This window comes from Pseudosulfitobacter pseudonitzschiae (assembly GCF_002222635.1).
GTDB lineage: Bacteria > Pseudomonadota > Alphaproteobacteria > Rhodobacterales > Rhodobacteraceae > Pseudosulfitobacter > Pseudosulfitobacter pseudonitzschiae_A.
In genome coordinates, this window is the sequence record NZ_CP022415.1 from 2,981,044 (window position 1) to 2,995,219 (window position 14,176).

At 61.6% G+C, this 14,176-nt stretch carries 17 protein-coding genes; 8 read left to right on the forward strand and 9 right to left on the reverse strand.

The window, feature by feature from the left end:
- Nucleotides 1-426, reverse strand: a complete 426-nt coding sequence (locus SULPSESMR1_RS14685) for a GFA family protein (protein WP_089421500.1) — start codon at nt 424-426, stop codon at nt 1-3.
- 153 nt (nt 427-579) lie between these two features.
- Here SULPSESMR1_RS14685 and SULPSESMR1_RS14690 point away from each other — a divergent pair, with 153 nt between their 5' ends.
- Nucleotides 580-1,146: a glutathione S-transferase family protein gene (locus SULPSESMR1_RS14690; RefSeq protein ID WP_089421501.1), complete on the forward strand. Its 567-nt coding sequence runs from the start codon at nt 580-582 to the stop codon at nt 1,144-1,146.
- Here SULPSESMR1_RS14690 and SULPSESMR1_RS14695 read toward each other — a convergent pair.
- On the reverse strand, nt 1,143-2,339 hold the full coding sequence (locus tag SULPSESMR1_RS14695) for a TIGR03862 family flavoprotein (RefSeq protein ID WP_089421502.1): 1,197 nt from the start codon (nt 2,337-2,339) through the stop codon (nt 1,143-1,145). The two genes, SULPSESMR1_RS14690 and SULPSESMR1_RS14695, sit on opposite strands and share 4 nt — an antisense overlap.
- A 56-nt stretch (nt 2,340-2,395) precedes the next feature.
- Here SULPSESMR1_RS14695 and SULPSESMR1_RS14700 point away from each other — a divergent pair, with 56 nt between their 5' ends.
- The gene (locus tag SULPSESMR1_RS14700; RefSeq protein ID WP_089421503.1) at nt 2,396-2,701 is read left to right on the forward strand and encodes an HNH endonuclease; all 306 of its coding nucleotides are present in this window, start codon (nt 2,396-2,398) and stop codon (nt 2,699-2,701) included.
- An 85-nt stretch (nt 2,702-2,786) separates the two neighbouring features.
- Here the strand turns inward: SULPSESMR1_RS14700 and SULPSESMR1_RS14705 are convergent, their stop codons facing one another.
- Together SULPSESMR1_RS14705 and SULPSESMR1_RS14710 are read right to left on the reverse strand one after the other, a co-directional pair.
- Nucleotides 2,787-3,401: an enoyl-CoA hydratase/isomerase family protein gene (locus SULPSESMR1_RS14705; RefSeq protein WP_089421504.1), complete on the reverse strand. Its 615-nt coding sequence runs from the start codon at nt 3,399-3,401 to the stop codon at nt 2,787-2,789.
- Complete coding sequence (locus SULPSESMR1_RS14710; protein ID WP_089421505.1) at nt 3,398-4,147, reverse strand: SDR family oxidoreductase; 750 nt, start codon at nt 4,145-4,147, stop codon at nt 3,398-3,400. The genes SULPSESMR1_RS14705 and SULPSESMR1_RS14710 overlap by 4 nt, the downstream gene beginning before the upstream one ends.
- 159 nt (nt 4,148-4,306) lie before the next feature.
- Between SULPSESMR1_RS14710 and SULPSESMR1_RS14715 the strand changes: the two genes are divergently transcribed.
- Nucleotides 4,307-5,839 carry a DUF2125 domain-containing protein gene (locus SULPSESMR1_RS14715; protein WP_089421506.1) on the forward strand — a complete coding sequence of 511 codons (1,533 nt, stop codon included), beginning with the start codon at nt 4,307-4,309 and terminating at the stop codon, nt 5,837-5,839.
- 188 nt (nt 5,840-6,027) lie between these two features.
- On the opposite strand, the gene SULPSESMR1_RS14720 is transcribed toward SULPSESMR1_RS14715, so the two are convergent.
- The 3 genes from SULPSESMR1_RS14720 to SULPSESMR1_RS14730 are packed head-to-tail and all read right to left on the reverse strand — an operon-like array spanning nt 6,028 to nt 7,396.
- Nucleotides 6,028-6,576, reverse strand: coding sequence for a helix-turn-helix transcriptional regulator (locus tag SULPSESMR1_RS14720; RefSeq protein WP_240311400.1), 549 nt, complete (start codon nt 6,574-6,576; stop codon nt 6,028-6,030).
- Complete coding sequence (locus SULPSESMR1_RS14725) at nt 6,573-7,139, reverse strand: cytochrome b/b6 domain-containing protein (RefSeq protein ID WP_198362803.1); 567 nt, start codon at nt 7,137-7,139, stop codon at nt 6,573-6,575. The genes SULPSESMR1_RS14720 and SULPSESMR1_RS14725 overlap by 4 nt, the downstream gene beginning before the upstream one ends.
- A 2-nt stretch (nt 7,140-7,141) precedes the next feature.
- The gene (locus SULPSESMR1_RS14730) at nt 7,142-7,396 is read right to left on the reverse strand and encodes a PepSY domain-containing protein (RefSeq protein ID WP_089421507.1); all 255 of its coding nucleotides are present in this window, start codon (nt 7,394-7,396) and stop codon (nt 7,142-7,144) included.
- Between the two features lie 304 nt (nt 7,397-7,700).
- Between SULPSESMR1_RS14730 and SULPSESMR1_RS14735 the strand changes: the two genes are divergently transcribed.
- The 5 genes from SULPSESMR1_RS14735 to lpxK all read left to right on the forward strand — a co-directional run bounded on the left by SULPSESMR1_RS14735 (nt 7,701) and on the right by lpxK (nt 12,340).
- Nucleotides 7,701-9,047, forward strand: coding sequence for a TldD/PmbA family protein (locus tag SULPSESMR1_RS14735; RefSeq protein ID WP_089421508.1), 1,347 nt, complete (start codon nt 7,701-7,703; stop codon nt 9,045-9,047).
- The gene (locus SULPSESMR1_RS14740; protein ID WP_089421509.1) at nt 9,034-9,822 is read left to right on the forward strand and encodes an inositol monophosphatase family protein; all 789 of its coding nucleotides are present in this window, start codon (nt 9,034-9,036) and stop codon (nt 9,820-9,822) included. Before SULPSESMR1_RS14735 ends, SULPSESMR1_RS14740 begins: the two co-directional genes overlap by 14 nt.
- A gap of 65 nt (nt 9,823-9,887) precedes the next feature.
- A complete protein-coding gene (locus SULPSESMR1_RS14745; RefSeq protein ID WP_089421510.1) occupies nt 9,888-10,130 on the forward strand; it encodes a DUF4170 domain-containing protein in 243 nt (80 codons plus the stop codon).
- 9 nt (nt 10,131-10,139) lie between these two features.
- On the forward strand, nt 10,140-11,357 hold the full coding sequence (locus SULPSESMR1_RS14750) for a 3-deoxy-D-manno-octulosonic acid transferase (RefSeq protein ID WP_089421511.1): 1,218 nt from the start codon (nt 10,140-10,142) through the stop codon (nt 11,355-11,357).
- Nucleotides 11,357-12,340 carry a tetraacyldisaccharide 4'-kinase gene (gene lpxK / locus SULPSESMR1_RS14755; protein ID WP_198362804.1) on the forward strand — a complete coding sequence of 328 codons (984 nt, stop codon included), beginning with the start codon at nt 11,357-11,359 and terminating at the stop codon, nt 12,338-12,340. Before SULPSESMR1_RS14750 ends, lpxK begins: the two co-directional genes overlap by 1 nt.
- 21 nt (nt 12,341-12,361) lie before the next feature.
- On the opposite strand, the gene SULPSESMR1_RS14760 is transcribed toward lpxK, so the two are convergent.
- Both SULPSESMR1_RS14760 and SULPSESMR1_RS14765 read right to left on the reverse strand, forming a co-directional pair.
- Nucleotides 12,362-13,483 carry a CaiB/BaiF CoA transferase family protein gene (locus tag SULPSESMR1_RS14760; RefSeq protein ID WP_089421513.1) on the reverse strand — a complete coding sequence of 374 codons (1,122 nt, stop codon included), beginning with the start codon at nt 13,481-13,483 and terminating at the stop codon, nt 12,362-12,364.
- A complete protein-coding gene (locus tag SULPSESMR1_RS14765; RefSeq protein WP_089421514.1) occupies nt 13,483-14,169 on the reverse strand; it encodes a DsbA family protein in 687 nt (228 codons plus the stop codon). The genes SULPSESMR1_RS14760 and SULPSESMR1_RS14765 overlap by 1 nt, the downstream gene beginning before the upstream one ends.
- Between the last annotated feature and the right edge of the window lie 7 nt (nt 14,170-14,176).

Below are 14,176 nucleotides of genomic sequence, written 5' to 3' on the forward strand. Positions count from 1 at the left end.
TCAGCCGGGTGCGAACATGGCCATCACCTCGGCCTCGGTCATTTTTTGCGTTTCGCCGGCGAACGCATAGCCGTCCGGTTTCAAATCAATGAAAATCTCGCCATCCAGCGTAATGTTGGCCACATTGTCCAGCGTTCCCATCCCCACATGATACGTGCCATGATGCGGCCCCTGTGCGGTGACGCGATAATAGATACTGGACCCGCAAGAGCTGCAAAAGGCCCGCTCGGCCCAAGGCGACGATGTATAAACGGTCAGATTGTCCTGCCCTTGCAGGTCAAAGTCTTGTGCGGCGACCTCGATCCCCAGATAAACGCCCCCCGACCACTTGCGGCACATGCCGCAATGGCAGGCGCCTGTGTGACTTACGTCTGCCGTGACGCTATAGCGGACTGCGCCGCAAAGACAGGATCCTGTTCGTGCCATCTTGGTTCTCCTCTTCTGGAACAAAGACAACCTATCCACCGGTGATGACAATTTTTGTCAGCACGCTGTTACGTCCGGACACATTGCGTGCAACGCCTTGCGTCTCGATCCCGAGCCACGCCATCCTTGGCCCAAAATTCAGGAGAACTGGTTATGTACACTGTCATCGGCGCCACCAAGACCCGGACGCTGCGCGTGATGTGGCTGCTTGAGGAATTGGGCGAAGCATACGAACAAGAGCCTGCAAACCCACATTCGGATACAGCGCTACAGCACAACATGCTGGGTAAAATCCCGGCGCTGATCGACGACGGCCACAGCCTGACCGACAGTGTGGCGATCATGACCTATCTTGCCGACAAACATGGCAAATTCACCGCACCAGCAGGCACCCCGCAACGGGCGCATCAGGATGCGATGACCCTGTGGCTGATCGACGAGATTGACGCGACGCTGTGGACCAACACCCGCCACAAGGACGCGCTGCCCGGTCTGGAGCAACAGATGCATGATCGCTACGCGCAATCCTTGAAAGTCCTGTCGAACCGCTTGCAATCAGAATTTCTGATGGGTGACGAGATGACCGTTCCGGACATTCTTGCGGCGCATTGCATGGGCTGGGCGGCGGGCGCAGGCTTTCCACCGCTGGACGACAAATTGAAGGACTACCTCAAACGGATGCGCGCCCGCCCGGCGTTTCGCGCAGCCCTCAACCATTAGGCAGCGGCGTGCAGGTGGGCAACGGCCCCCTGCGCCGCCCAGCGCCCTGTCGCCATGCACGCGGTGATTAGATATCCGCCTGTCGGGGCCTCCCAATCCAGCATCTCGCCTGCGGCAAAGGTACCCGGTCGGGCGTTAAGCATCAGGTGCGGATCGAGGGCATCAAAGCGCAGCCCGCCACTGGTCGAAATCGCCTCGTCCATCGGGCGCAACCCGGCGTGGGCCACCGGCAACGCCTTGAGCACACGGGCCAGCGCCTGCGGGTCTTGCGGCAATGGCCGCGCCCATTCCTGCGCCAGCGCCAGTTTCAAAGGCTCCAGCTTCAGCGTTTTACGAATATGGTTGGCATGACTTTCCTTGCCGCGCTTTTTCGCCAACCGCTCGGCCACCTGGCTCACGCTCTGGTCCGGCATCAGATCAACCGCCAGCGCGGTACCCTCGCGTACTGCGCGGGCAATAGAATAGATGCCGCCCCCCTCAAGCCCCTTGGCCGAAAGAATCGCCTCGCCACGAGAGGTCGTGTCGCCCGCGTTCCACGCGACGGCTTTGACCGGCTGACCGAAATGCGGCGCCATATGCACCGACCAGTCCACACGCAGCCCGACATTGGCCGCCCCGAACGGGGCAACGGCAATGTCCTGCCCTTGCAGGATATCCGCCCACGCCCCGTCCGACCCCAGCCGCGCCCAGCTGGCGCCGCCCAGCGCCAGAATGGTTACGTCCGCCGTCACCCGCCCGTGATCGAATGTCAGCGCGGCACCGTCCCAACCGATCCAGCGCCAGCGTGTCTGTAGCTGTACGCCCAAGTCATTCAGCCGCGCCAACCACGCGCGCAAAAGCGGCGACGCCTTCATCGCGCGGGGGAAAACGCGCCCCGATGATCCGGTAAAAACCTCCTGCCCCAACCCGCGCGCCCAGTCTTGCACGGCGGCGGGGCCAAAACCGTCAAGTATAGGGCGCAGGGTGTCAGAAGCTTCGGCATAATGCGGCACGAATTGGTCAAGCGGCGCATCCATCGTCAGGTTCAGGCCAGACTTGCCCGCCATCAGAAATTTGCGGCCCACCGACGGTTTGGCGTCATAAACTGTGACCTGCACGCCCGCCTTGGCCAACACCTCGGCGGCCATCAGCCCTGCGGGGCCTGCACCAATCACGGCGGCGGTTTTTGTGGACAGATCCTGTTGCAACGCCATTTCCTTTCGCGAACACCCCGTCTTGCCCGCCTGCCCGCCAAGGATCAAGCCCGACGATGCCCGATGCCAGTCAATCGCCCGTCTGCCCGCTGTGCCTGCGTCCGATTCCGTCCGACGTGCCGCAAAGCCTGCACCACCTTATCCCCAAGCTGAAAGGCGGCAAGGGCGGACCGGTGGTTCTGCTGCATCATATCTGCCACCGCGAAGTCCACCGGACATTTTCCGAAACCGAACTGGCGCGTCAGTACAACACGCCCGAAACGATCCGAGCCGATCCCCGTATGGCGCGGTTTCTGGATTGGGTGGCCAAACGCCCGCCCGGCTTTGCGTCAAAGGTTCCAGGCAAACGGCGGGGACGGTAGAGGCCCTGCCATATTGTTTTCAAAAAGGGGCTCCGCCCCCGGCGCCTTCGCGCCTCCCCCGGAGTTTTTCCCGCAAGATGAAGGATCAGGCGGGAGCGCACATCGCCTTGATCTGCTGCGCGATGGCGGGGTCAGCGGCCAATGTATCGGCAGCGATGTCGCGGGCGGTTTGCAACAACGCATCGGCGTCCACGATGCGGTCGATCAGACCATAGGCAAGCGCGGTGTCGGCGTCGATCTTCTGGCCCCCCATCAGGATCAACTTGGTGCGCGCAGGGCCGATCAGTGCCGCCATACGGACCGGATCAGAGGGCTGCGGCAAAAAGCCCAGCTTCATCACCGGATAGAAAAATTTGGTCCCTGCCACGGCAATGCGCAGATCACAGGCCAGCGCCATGCCCGTCGCGCCGCCCGCCAGCGTGCCATTCAGCGCGGCAACTGTCAGCCCCGGCAGCCGGGCAATGGCGGCAGACAACCGTTCCCAATCGGGCGAGGTGGCCATACCCGCGCGCGCGGCGTCCAGATCAGCGCCCGCGCTGAACACCTTGCCCCGCCCCGTCAGGATCAGCGCACGCGCCTGCGCAGCACTTTCGGCGATGTCGCCCAGTTCGGCCAGCATCCCGGGCGTCAGTGAATTGGCCTTGTCCGGACGGTTGATCGTTACCGTCCAGATACCACCCTCTTGGGCAAGCTCGATCATGACAAGCCGACCTTGGCGCGAATGTCTTCGTCGCGCAGCGAGATTTCCTGACCACAGTAGCCGTCGGCGGCCTCCGAACACATCCACAGCAACGCCTTGGCGGGCCAATCAGCGGGGATGTGGTCGGACCAATCCAACTGGCTGATCGGGTTCACACCGCTTTGCTTGATCTCGCGCTGCATCTGGGTGGCGACCGTGCCGGGTGACAGGCCCATTGCGCGGATGCCGTCAGCGGCGTTTTCCTTGTCCAGACAGGCCGTCAGCATATGCACCGCCGCCTTGGACGCGCAATAGTGGCTCCAGGCCTCGACCGGACCGTGGGCCGCACCCGAACTGATGGTCAGCACCGAACCGCCACCGCCCTTGATCATCTGTGGCACCGCCGCGCGCATGCCGTTGAAGACGCCGCCCAGATTGATGTCGATCACCTTGGACCATTCGGCAGGGTCTGCATCGACCAGATGCGCGATGGGTTCGATCACACCTGCATTGTTGACCAGCACGTTCAGACCGCCAAAGGTTTTGACGGTGGCGTTCACCGCTGCCTCGACCTCCCAATAGCGGCTGACATCGCAGGGAATCGCAATCGCCGCGTCTCCGATTTCACCGGCCAGTTCGGCAATGTCGCCTTCACTGCGCGCCAGCAACGCCACTTTGGCCCCGGCAGCGGCAAAAATCCGCGCGGTTTCGGCCCCGATGCCACGGCTTGCGCCGGTGATCATCACCACTTGTCCTGTCATGTCCATATTACGGGCTCCCCTGTTTGTTTGCGCCCAAGGGGTAGTGCGCAAGTCAGGCGGCGTCCAGTGGGGAGAATCCTGACCCTACTCCCCCTTGACGTGCGGCGGCCCCTGCAACACCATGTGCCAATCCCGCGTTTAACCACCCCTTAAAGGATCAATTTTATGACCTGTTTTGCCCGCTATTCCAGCAGCACCGCCCTTGCCATTTGCCTTGGGACCACTGCCGCATACGCCGATCTGACCCCCGCCGAAGTTTGGAACAACTGGCGCGATTACATGAGCGATATGGGGTACGAAGTGGCCGGCACCGAAACCCAGTCAGGCGATACCCTGACCGTGTCCGACGTGCGTATGGAAATGGACTTTTCCGCAGAAGGCGACACCGTCACCAGCGCAATGATAATGGACAGCCTGACCTTTACCGATGTCGGTGACGGCAGCGTATCGGTGCAAATTCCCGCTGTCAGCAAGATCACCGCCACGGCGGACCCCGCCGAAGGCGAGTCCTTTGATATGGCGATCGACTATTCCCAGACAGGCTTTGCGATGGTCGTCACCGGCAGCATCGAGGACATGACCTATACATATTCCGCAGATACCATGGGCATCATACTGTCGAACCTGACAGTCGATGAGGCTCCCATCGGTCCGGACATTGCCCGCGTCAACGTGACCTTCGACGACATGAGCGGGGTGTCACGGATTGTGCAGGGTGATCTGCGTAATGTCAGCCAGACGATGAACACAGGTGCCGTGACCTATGACATGGCCTTTGCCAGCCCCGACGATGATGGCTCGGCCACGATCACTGGCGGCGTCGACACGCTTGCCTTTACCGGCGGTGGCAACATTCCATCCATCGACGATCCGTCAGACGTAAATGCGATGATCGAGGCCGGTTTCGGTTTTGAGGGCACATTCACCGCTGGTCAGGGCAAATCGGACATTGCATTCGACGGCCCCGATGGCGGGGGCACGCTGAACTCGTCGTCGCTCGGCGGCGCTTTATCGGTGGCGATGACAAGTGACGGGCTGTCCTATTCCGGTTCACAATCCGGTGTGGTGCTCAAGGCGCTTATGACGCAAATGCCGATCCCGATTGACCTGAACATGGAGAATATGGCCTTTGGCCTGTTGTTTCCCGTGCAGAAGTCGGATGAGGAACAGGACTTTGGCCTGAAGCTGGCCTTTGAAGGGTTCACAATGTCGGAGGCTCTGTGGGGCATGTTCGACCCGCAAGCTCAGTTGCCGCGTGATCCTGCCACCATCGCGCTTGATCTGGTGGGCAAGGCGACACTGATGGTCAACTTCCTTGACCCCAAAGAAGCGGCTGCGATGGAAACCTCGGGCGAGGCCCCCGGCGAGTTGAACGCGCTTGAGATCAAGGACGTGACCGTCGAGGCCGTCGGTGCATCGCTGAATGGCTCCGGGGCGTTCACCTTTGACAACAGCGATACAGAAACTTTTGACGGAATGCCCAAGCCGACCGGCGGCGCTGACCTGACATTGGTCGGCGGCAACAGTCTGATCGACAAGCTGGTGGCAATGGGCCTGCTGCCCGAAGAGCAGGCACAGGGCGCACGGATGATGATGGGCCTGTTTGCCGTCCCCGGCGACGCACCGGACACGCTGAACTCAAAGATCGAGATCAACGAAGCAGGTCATGTTCTGGCCAACGGTCAGCGCCTGAAATAAGCGTCTGGATAATCTGCTAGAAGGGGCGGCGCACAGGTGCCGCCCCTTTTTGTTTGCCATTGAGAATGCCCCAGTGGCAATCCGGCAAAGCTATTCGATGTTTGGTCACCCAAGGGCGGACGCACGCTTAGTCCTTGCGAATGGGTCACGCGCGGCGTGCATCTGCGCTGATACAGTCCGAGTTTGCGTTATACCTGCGGCTGCGGTGTCTCTTGCGGCACGGTCTCGCCAAACTCGCCCGACATCAACTCGTCCAGAAACAGGCTGACGAACTGGCTACGGCCATGGGTGCCGGATTTGGCATAGATGCGCGTGACCTGCGCCCGAACAGTGCCCGCTGCCGTGTGGCGGACCTGTGCTATTTCGTCGTTGTCCAGACCCTTGCAGATCATGATCGCGATGTCGCGTTCGGCGGCGGTCAGGTTCCAGTCCTCAAAAAAGCCGTCCATGACACCCGCCATCTGGCCCTGTGCCACCCTCAGGCCCGCGTCCATATCGCTCATCCGGTTCAACAGTCGACGCAACTCGACCATTAGGAACACGACCCCAACCAGCAGGACAAGTGCTGCCAGACTTTCAAGGGTCAGATGCAAGTCATCCAGATGCACCCCTTCGCGCATGTCTTGCAGCACATCAACGATGAAGAAAACCGCACAGAGCGCTTGCAGGATGATAACCCCTGCAAGCACTGTGGCGCGTCGTTCCTTTGCCTTGGCAGGCCGCAAGGGTCGCTTCATTCTACCGAGGTTCCCTTGGGAATACGTTTGCGTCCTGTTATCATGGCACGCACCAGATTGACACCGGATCGCCATGTGTCAAAGACAACGCCAGCCACATGCAGTGCAACCGATAGCATCAGCCAGTTGAACGCCAGTTCATGCACTTCCTCGACCCATTCAAGACCGAAAAACTTCGGTGTCGTCATCATGTATCCGGTCACACCAAGGGCAATCACGGTCAGCCACAGATTATAGACCATCAATGCACCCAACGGGTTGTGCGACAGATGCACGGTCCGGTCTCGGGCACGCAAATAGCGCAGAGCCCGCATCGGACTGGGTGGAAAAACCGCAAACCGCGCGTGTTGTGGCCCGATGATGGCCCAGATGGTGCGTATGCCAACCAGCCCCAGCGCTACATAGCCAACCCATTGATGCAAGGCACCATCGTCGTCGGTAAAAGCACCGTTCAGCAGGATCATCAGGGCCAGCGACCAGTGGATCAAACGCACCAGCGGATCCCAGACGACCACTTCGCGGGCGCCTTCGCGCCCGCTTGCAGATTCAGACACAACCGACATGATCAGTTCTTCATTTCAAGTTTGGTGATACCGCCGGTTACCGGGTTCACATAGACTTCGCCCATTTTGCCGTCTTTGACGAAATAGACTTCGATGTTGCCATCCTCCATCTCGGTCTTGCGCACCTCATAGCCCATGTCGGTCAGGGTGGTTTTCACCTCGTCCATCGAGTTGCCCAATATGGTATCGGCGGTCAGGTCGGCAGCAAAGGCAGGGGCGGCAAAGGCCAGAAGGGTAATCAGAGCAAATTTACGCATGGTATCCTCATTTTCAGTTTGATGCGGACGGCAACGGGTGCTGTCGTCTTACCCTCACTTGTGGCGATTGCCCTGCCAAAGCTATTGGCAGCGCGCTTATCCGGCGCATATAAGCCCCTGCTTACAGCGGAAAACCGCACCCTCTCGGTCACATCGCGTGCGCCTTTCGACTGCGATGACAGCGGATGCCCGCAGCGCAGGCAAAGGCCGCCTTGGCACCCTCTTTTTCCGGCGCAACAGGGTCGCCCCCTTGTGCGCAGCGGGCACGAAGGCTACCTGATGCCCAATTCAGCCGGAGATTTTGATGACCCGTTCCCTTGATGCACTGACCGACCAATTGCTCAAAGCCGCCGCAAAAGCGGGTGCCGACGCGGCAGATGCAATGGCGGTCCAAGGCACCTCGGTGTCGGTCGACGTGCGGGCAGGCGCGCTGGAACATGCAGAGCGGTCCGAAGGTGTAGACATCGGCCTGCGGGTCTTTGTCGGGCAGCGCACCGCAAATGTGTCGGCCTCGGACATATCTGATCGGACAATCTCCGAAATGGCAGCGCGCGCCGTGGCGATGGCACGCGAAGCACCTCAGGATGCCTATGCAGGTCTCGCTGATCCCGACCAATTGGTACAGGATTGGGACATTGATGTACTGGAACTGAACGATCCCACCCCCGAACCCGACGCCGCAACACTCGAAGACAACGCCCGCCGCGCCGAAGCAGCGGCGCTGGCGCAGGACCGTGTTAGCCAGGTGTCGCAAACCTCGGCGGCGTATGGAGCGCGGCAGGTGCATGTCGCGGCCAGCAACGGCTTTTCCGGCGGCTATGCCCGCACCGATCGCGGCATCAGCTGTGTCGCTATCGCAGGCACCGGCGCTGGGATGGAGCGGGACCATTCGGGCGACGGGCGCATTTTTCAGGCCGACCTGCGCAGCCCTGAAGAGATTGGCCGCGAGGCCGCAGAGCGCGCCATCGCCCGCCTGAACCCCCGCAAGCCACGCACCGGCACCTATCCGGTGCTGTTCGACGAACGTGTGTCCTCTACTCTGATCGGCCACCTGCTGTCGGCGGTAAACGGCGCTGTGATTGCACGCGGGTCATCGTGGTTGCTGGGTGCCTTGGGCGAAAGTATCCTGCCAGATGACCTGTCCCTGATCGAAGATCCGCACCGCCCCCGCTGCTCCGGCTCGCGTCCCTTTGACGCCGAGGGGCTGCCCACCGCCCGCCGCGCCATCGTAGACGACGGCGTGCTGACAGGCTGGACGCTGGATCTGGCGAACGGGCGCAAGCTGGATATGCCATCAACGGGCAACGCGGCGCGCGGCACCTCGTCCGGTCCGTCGCCCAGCATCTGGAACGTGGCCCTGACCCAAGGCAACGCCAGCCGCGCCGACCTGATCCGCGACATGGGCACCGGCCTGTTGGTCACCTCGATGATCGGCTCGACGATCAATCCCAACACCGGCGACTATTCACGCGGGGCGGCGGGCCACTGGGTCGAAAACGGCGAGATTACCCACGCTGTGAACGAATGCACCATCGCAGGCAACCTGCGCGACATGCTACGTGCCATCGTGCCTGCCAATGATGCACGCACGCACCTCAGCCGAGTGGTGCCGTCCCTGCTGGTGCCGGGAATGACCCTTGCCGGCAGCTGACCTTCCCCTTTTGATCGACGCGGCGCGCAGGGCGGGCCGTATCGCCACCAGCTTTACCGGCCCTGCTGCACAGCGGTGGGACAAAGCCGGCGGTGCGGGTCCGGTGACCGAGGCGGATCTGGCCGTCAACGATATGCTGACCGACGTCTTGCGCACCGCCCGCCCTGACTATGGCTGGTTGTCCGAAGAAACCGAAGACACAGCGGCACGGCTGGACACAGATACCGTATTTATCATCGACCCCATCGACGGCACCCGCAGCTTTGTAGAAGGCAGCAAGACGTGGGCGCACAGCATCGCCGTGGCCCAAGGCGGGCAGATTACCGCCGCCGCCGTCTATCTACCGATGCTGGACAAGTTTTATACCGCAGCCTTGGGCCAAGGTGCTGCGCTGAACGGTGTCCCGCTGACTGTCTCGGCCCCCCGCCAGATGCGGGATTGCTCGGTTTTGGTAACCAAACCCGCCCTGCAACCACACCACTGGCGCAGTGGCGTACCGCCTGCGCTGAAACCCGGACACCGCCCGTCGCTGGCCTACCGGTTAGCACTGGTAGCCGAGGGGCGCTTTGACGGCATGCTGACCCTGCGCGACAGCTGGGAATGGGATATTGCCGCCGGTGCGCTGATCGTGACCGAGGCGGGCGGGACCATCACCGACCGCGCAGGCTTGGCCCTGAAATTCAACAACCCGCACCCAACGCTGAACGGCATCATCGCGGCAACGCCCTTGGTTCACGAAGGGCTGCACACCGCGTTACAGCCAGCATCAGCTTGACCCCGCCACACAGCCTTGCGCACACTGCGCCCTGACAGACATCCGCCGACCAAAGGACCAATCCCATGACCCAACGCCTGCACCTCGTCTTTGGAGGCGAGCTTGTGACACCGTCCGAGAACGTGTTTAAAAATGTCGATGATCTGCATATCGTCGGCATCTTTCCCAACTATGCCGCCGCATATGACGCATGGAAGCACGAGGCCCAACGCACTGTCGACAACGCGCACATGCGCTATTACATCGCCCACCTGCACCGCCTGCGCGACGAAAAGAACGCTGCAGCCGCGACCGAAGAACTGGGCTGATCCGTCCCTATGGCCCGTTCGCTGGGATTTGCAGCCTACAGGGCGCTGACCCGTCGCGGTCCGGTGCCGAAGCTGACGAACTATGCGCCACGTCCCGAAGGCGAGTTGGTGTGGCTGCACGCAGCCGAACCGGGCAAAACGGCCCATGTCCGCGATCTGGCACGCCGTCTGATCGCGGCGCGTTTCGGGCTGACGGTGCTGTTGACCGGCCTGACCGAACCTGCCCCAGTCGATGTTCCCGACCTGCTGACCGTAGCGCTGCCACCGGAGCATCCTACCGCTACGGCTGCCTTTGTCGCGCATTGGAAGCCAGACGCAGTGCTGTGGATCTGGGGCGCACTGCAACCCAATCTGGTCGAGGCTGCAGCGGCCTCGGGCTGTCCGATGTTTCTGGTCGATGCCGGTGCCGATGGATTTGACACCCGTCGCGACCGCTGGCTGACCGAAGTGCCACGGCAACTGCTGGCGCAATTCGACAACGTATTGGCCCGCAGCGATGCCGCCGAAGCGCGGATGAAGCAACTGGGCGTTCCGGCGTCCAAGATTGACCGCACCGCGCCGCTGGTGCCCGGCGGACAAGCCTTGCCTGCATTGCAACAGGACGTGGACGAACTGTCGCAATCGCTGTCAGGGCGACCCGTGTGGTTTGCCGCCGGTGTTACCGCGGCCGAAGTCTCTGCTGTGCTGACCGCCCACCGCCGCGCCCAACGCCTGTCACACCGGTTGTTGCTGATCCTGAACCCGCAAGACGCCGCCGCCGACACGGTCGCCACCAACCTGTGCGCGATGGACGCATTGCGGATGGTGCGCTGGTCGGATGGCACCTATCCTGACGACAACACCGCCGTGGTGCTGGCCGATTTGCCCGACGAAACCGGCCTGTGGTTTCGCGTGGCACCGGTTTCGTTCCTTGGCGGGTCACTGGAAACGGGTCAGGGCGGACAAGATCCCTTTGCCGCTGCGGCCTTGGGGTCGGCGGTGCTGTATGGGCCCAGCGTTGGCAAACATCTGGACGCCTATCGCAGACTGGCCAACGCGGGTGCGGCGCGTATCGTCAACGATGCAGAAAGCCTTGGCGCGGCTGTGACATGGCTGATTGCGCCGGATCAGGCCGCCAAGATGGCGATGGCAGGGTGGGACGTGGTGACCGAAGGGGCCGACACGATGGAACGTATCATCGCTTTGGTCCAGAGTGGCCTTAATGCCCGACAGGATGGACCAAACTGATGCGCGCCCCCGAATTCTGGAACACGACCCCAGACCGACCCACATGGCAGGCGCGCGTGCTGGCCCCGCTTGGGCAGCTTTATGCCCGCGCAACGGCACGCAGGCTGGCCAGTGGCACGCCCCTGCGTCTGGACATTCCGGTGGTCTGCGTCGGCAACATCAACGCAGGCGGCACAGGCAAGACCCCGACGGTGATCGCGGTGGCCGAAAAGCTGCGCGATCTTTATCACACGCCCCACATCGTCACGCGCGGCTATGGCGGATCACTGGCAGGACCCGTGCGTGTCGACCCTGCCCGACACACTGCGAAACAGGTGGGCGACGAACCGCTGCTGCTGGCCGCCTTTGCCGAAGTCTGGGTTGCCCGCGACCGCGCCGCAGGAGGCCGCGCCGCGCAAGAGGCTGGAGCCACTGTTGTGATCATGGACGACGGGTTGCAAAACCCAGATCTGGCCAAGGACATCAGCATCGTCGTGGTCGACGCGGCCACGGGGTTCGGTAATGGTCGCTGTCTGCCAGCGGGGCCGCTGCGCGAACCTGTCGGGGCAGGTCTGGCACGTGCCGACATTCTGCTAAGCATTGGCAACCCGGGGGATCAGACCGCGTTCCAACCGGCCACCACCCTGCCCCATGTGCGTGCTGAACTGAAACCGCTGCAAACCGGCATGGATTGGTCCGACACGCCTGTCTTCGCCTTTGCGGGTATTGGCCGCCCGCAAAAGTTCTTTGACACGCTGCGCGATCTTGGGGCCACCATCGTTCACGCCGAACCGCTGGGCGATCACCAGACCCTGTCGACCGCCCTTTTGTCACGTCTGGAGGCCGACGCCCGCGCCCGTGGCGCGCAACTGGTCACAACCGAAAAAGACGCGGCCCGCCTGCCAGCTGCATTCCGGTCACGGGTTATTACCCTGCCCGTCCGCCTGCACTTTGACGACGCCTCGGCGCTCGACGAACGCCTGAAGGCGCTGCCGCAGCCCTGAACCACACCGAGAATGAGAGGCTTACAAAACAGTATCGTCTTCGCCCAATTTGGGCGCGGGCCGGTGCAGCGACAATTCTGCATCCGAAAAGACGATGGGTGTCCGCACACCCGGAACGCCATCCAGATCAATCTTCAGGCCGCGCGCGATAACCTGCGGGTCTGCCATCACATCGGCCATGTCGTTGATCGGGCCCGCAGGCACGCCTTCGGCTTCGCAGGCCGCCAACAGATCATCCCGCGCGCGCAGCACGGTTGCGGCGGTCAGCTTTCTGGTCATCTCGTCGCGATTCGCGATGCGGTCTGAATTTTTCAGAAACTCGGGCGCTGTCGCCATGTCGTCCAGTCCCAGCAAGCGGCACAGACGCTGATATTGGCCGTCGTTGCCGGTGGCGATGATGATGTGACCGTCGGCGCAGTCAAAGACCTGATAGGGCGTCAGGTTTACATGCGCATTGCCCATCCGCCCCGGAGCCTTGCCGCTGGTCAGATAGTTCATCGCCTGATTGGCTGTGATCGCCACCGCCACATCCAGCAGGGCCATGTCGATCTGCTGACCCTTGCCGGTCTGGCTGCGTTGGTGGACAGCGGCCAGAATGGCGGTGGTCGCATAAACGCCGGTGAAAATATCGGTGATCGCTACGCCCGATTTCTGCGGCTGGCCGTCAGGTTCCCCGGTGATCGACATCAGGCCCGACATGCCCTGAATGATAAAGTCATAGCCTGCACGGTGGGCATAGGGGCCGGTCTGGCCAAAGCCCGTGATCGAGCAATAAATCAGCTTGGGAAACGCATCTTTCAACGCGGCATAGTCCAGACCATATTTGGCCAGACCGCCCACTTTGAAGTTCTCGATCATGATATCCGCATCGGCCAGCAACGCCTTCAGGCGGTTCTGACCCTCTTCGCTTCTCAGATCGACGATGATCGACGCCTTGCCACGATTGGTCGAATGGAAATACGAGGCCGATACGTCGTCATCACGGGTGACGAAGGGCGGCCCCCATTGCCGCGTGTCGTCACCGGCTGCGGCTTCGACCTTGATCACCTCGGCGCCTAAATCCGATAGCGTCTGACCGGCCCAAGGGCCAGCCAGAACACGCGCCAGTTCAACAACTTTAAGTCCGGCAAGCGGTGCGGCCATTATTCCGCACCTGCCGCATCAATAAGCTCTTTCATCTTGTCGTAGGCCATATTGCTATAGGTTGTGCCATTGATCACAAAGCTGGGCGTGGCGGTGATATCGTCCTGCGTGCTGTGCACTTTGAACCACTCCACCATTTTCTTGGCTTGGTCTTCATCCTGAATACAGGCCTCAATGGTGTCACCGTCCATACCGGCCAAACGCCCGATCTTTTTCAGCTCGGCAGAAATCGCAACCGGATCACGGCCACCGGCGTTCGCCCATGTGGACTGGCTGGCATACAGCAGGTCGGTGATGCCAAAGAACTTTTCCGGACCAGCACAACGTGCCAGCAGCGATGCCCATACGCCGGGGCCGTCGAAATAAACCTCGCGGTAGATAAAGTTGATCTTGTCGGTGTCGATATAGTCTTTCTTCAACTGCTTGTAGGCACCTGCGTTAAAGGTGGCACAGTGCGGGCAAGTGTAGCTGGCGTATTCGATCACGGTGACCGGCGCATCGGGATTGCCCTGCGTCATGTCCTGCACGTCCGAAATATCGATGTCGCTTGCAACGTCGGTCGGTTGCGTGGTGTCACTGGCCAACGGCGTGCCGGACGGCTCGGTGGAGGCGGTGCGGCCCAGCAGGAACCAGCCCGCAACGGCAACAACCGCCACGACGGCCAGAATTGCAATCAGTCTTTTCATGAAACTT

Bases quoted from the DNA above. Each gene is read 5' to 3' on its own strand.
- SULPSESMR1_RS14710 (WP_089421505.1), bottom strand. From the start codon at position 4,147: ATGGACATGACAGGACAAGTGGTGATGATCACCGGCGCAAGCCGTGGC.
- SULPSESMR1_RS14730 (WP_089421507.1), bottom strand. From the start codon at position 7,396: ATGCGTAAATTTGCTCTGATTACCCTTCTGGCCTTTGCCGCCCCTGCC.
- SULPSESMR1_RS14705 (WP_089421504.1), bottom strand. From the start codon at position 3,401: ATGATCGAGCTTGCCCAAGAGGGTGGTATCTGGACGGTAACGATCAAC.
- SULPSESMR1_RS14690 (WP_089421501.1), top strand. From the start codon at position 580: ATGTACACTGTCATCGGCGCCACCAAGACCCGGACGCTGCGCGTGATG.
- SULPSESMR1_RS14760 (WP_089421513.1), bottom strand. From the start codon at position 13,483: ATGGCCGCACCGCTTGCCGGACTTAAAGTTGTTGAACTGGCGCGTGTT.
- SULPSESMR1_RS14715 (WP_089421506.1), top strand. From the start codon at position 4,307: ATGACCTGTTTTGCCCGCTATTCCAGCAGCACCGCCCTTGCCATTTGC.
- SULPSESMR1_RS14685 (WP_089421500.1), bottom strand. From the start codon at position 426: ATGGCACGAACAGGATCCTGTCTTTGCGGCGCAGTCCGCTATAGCGTC.
- SULPSESMR1_RS14765 (WP_089421514.1), bottom strand. From the start codon at position 14,169: ATGAAAAGACTGATTGCAATTCTGGCCGTCGTGGCGGTTGTTGCCGTT.
- SULPSESMR1_RS14700 (WP_089421503.1), top strand. From the start codon at position 2,396: ATGCCCGATGCCAGTCAATCGCCCGTCTGCCCGCTGTGCCTGCGTCCG.
- SULPSESMR1_RS14695 (WP_089421502.1), bottom strand. From the start codon at position 2,339: ATGGCGTTGCAACAGGATCTGTCCACAAAAACCGCCGCCGTGATTGGT.
- SULPSESMR1_RS14720 (WP_240311400.1), bottom strand. From the start codon at position 6,576: ATGAAGCGACCCTTGCGGCCTGCCAAGGCAAAGGAACGACGCGCCACA.
- lpxK (WP_198362804.1), top strand. From the start codon at position 11,357: ATGCGCGCCCCCGAATTCTGGAACACGACCCCAGACCGACCCACATGG.
- SULPSESMR1_RS14745 (WP_089421510.1), top strand. From the start codon at position 9,888: ATGACCCAACGCCTGCACCTCGTCTTTGGAGGCGAGCTTGTGACACCG.
- SULPSESMR1_RS14750 (WP_089421511.1), top strand. From the start codon at position 10,140: ATGGCCCGTTCGCTGGGATTTGCAGCCTACAGGGCGCTGACCCGTCGC.
- SULPSESMR1_RS14735 (WP_089421508.1), top strand. From the start codon at position 7,701: ATGACCCGTTCCCTTGATGCACTGACCGACCAATTGCTCAAAGCCGCC.
- SULPSESMR1_RS14725 (WP_198362803.1), bottom strand. From the start codon at position 7,139: ATGTCGGTTGTGTCTGAATCTGCAAGCGGGCGCGAAGGCGCCCGCGAA.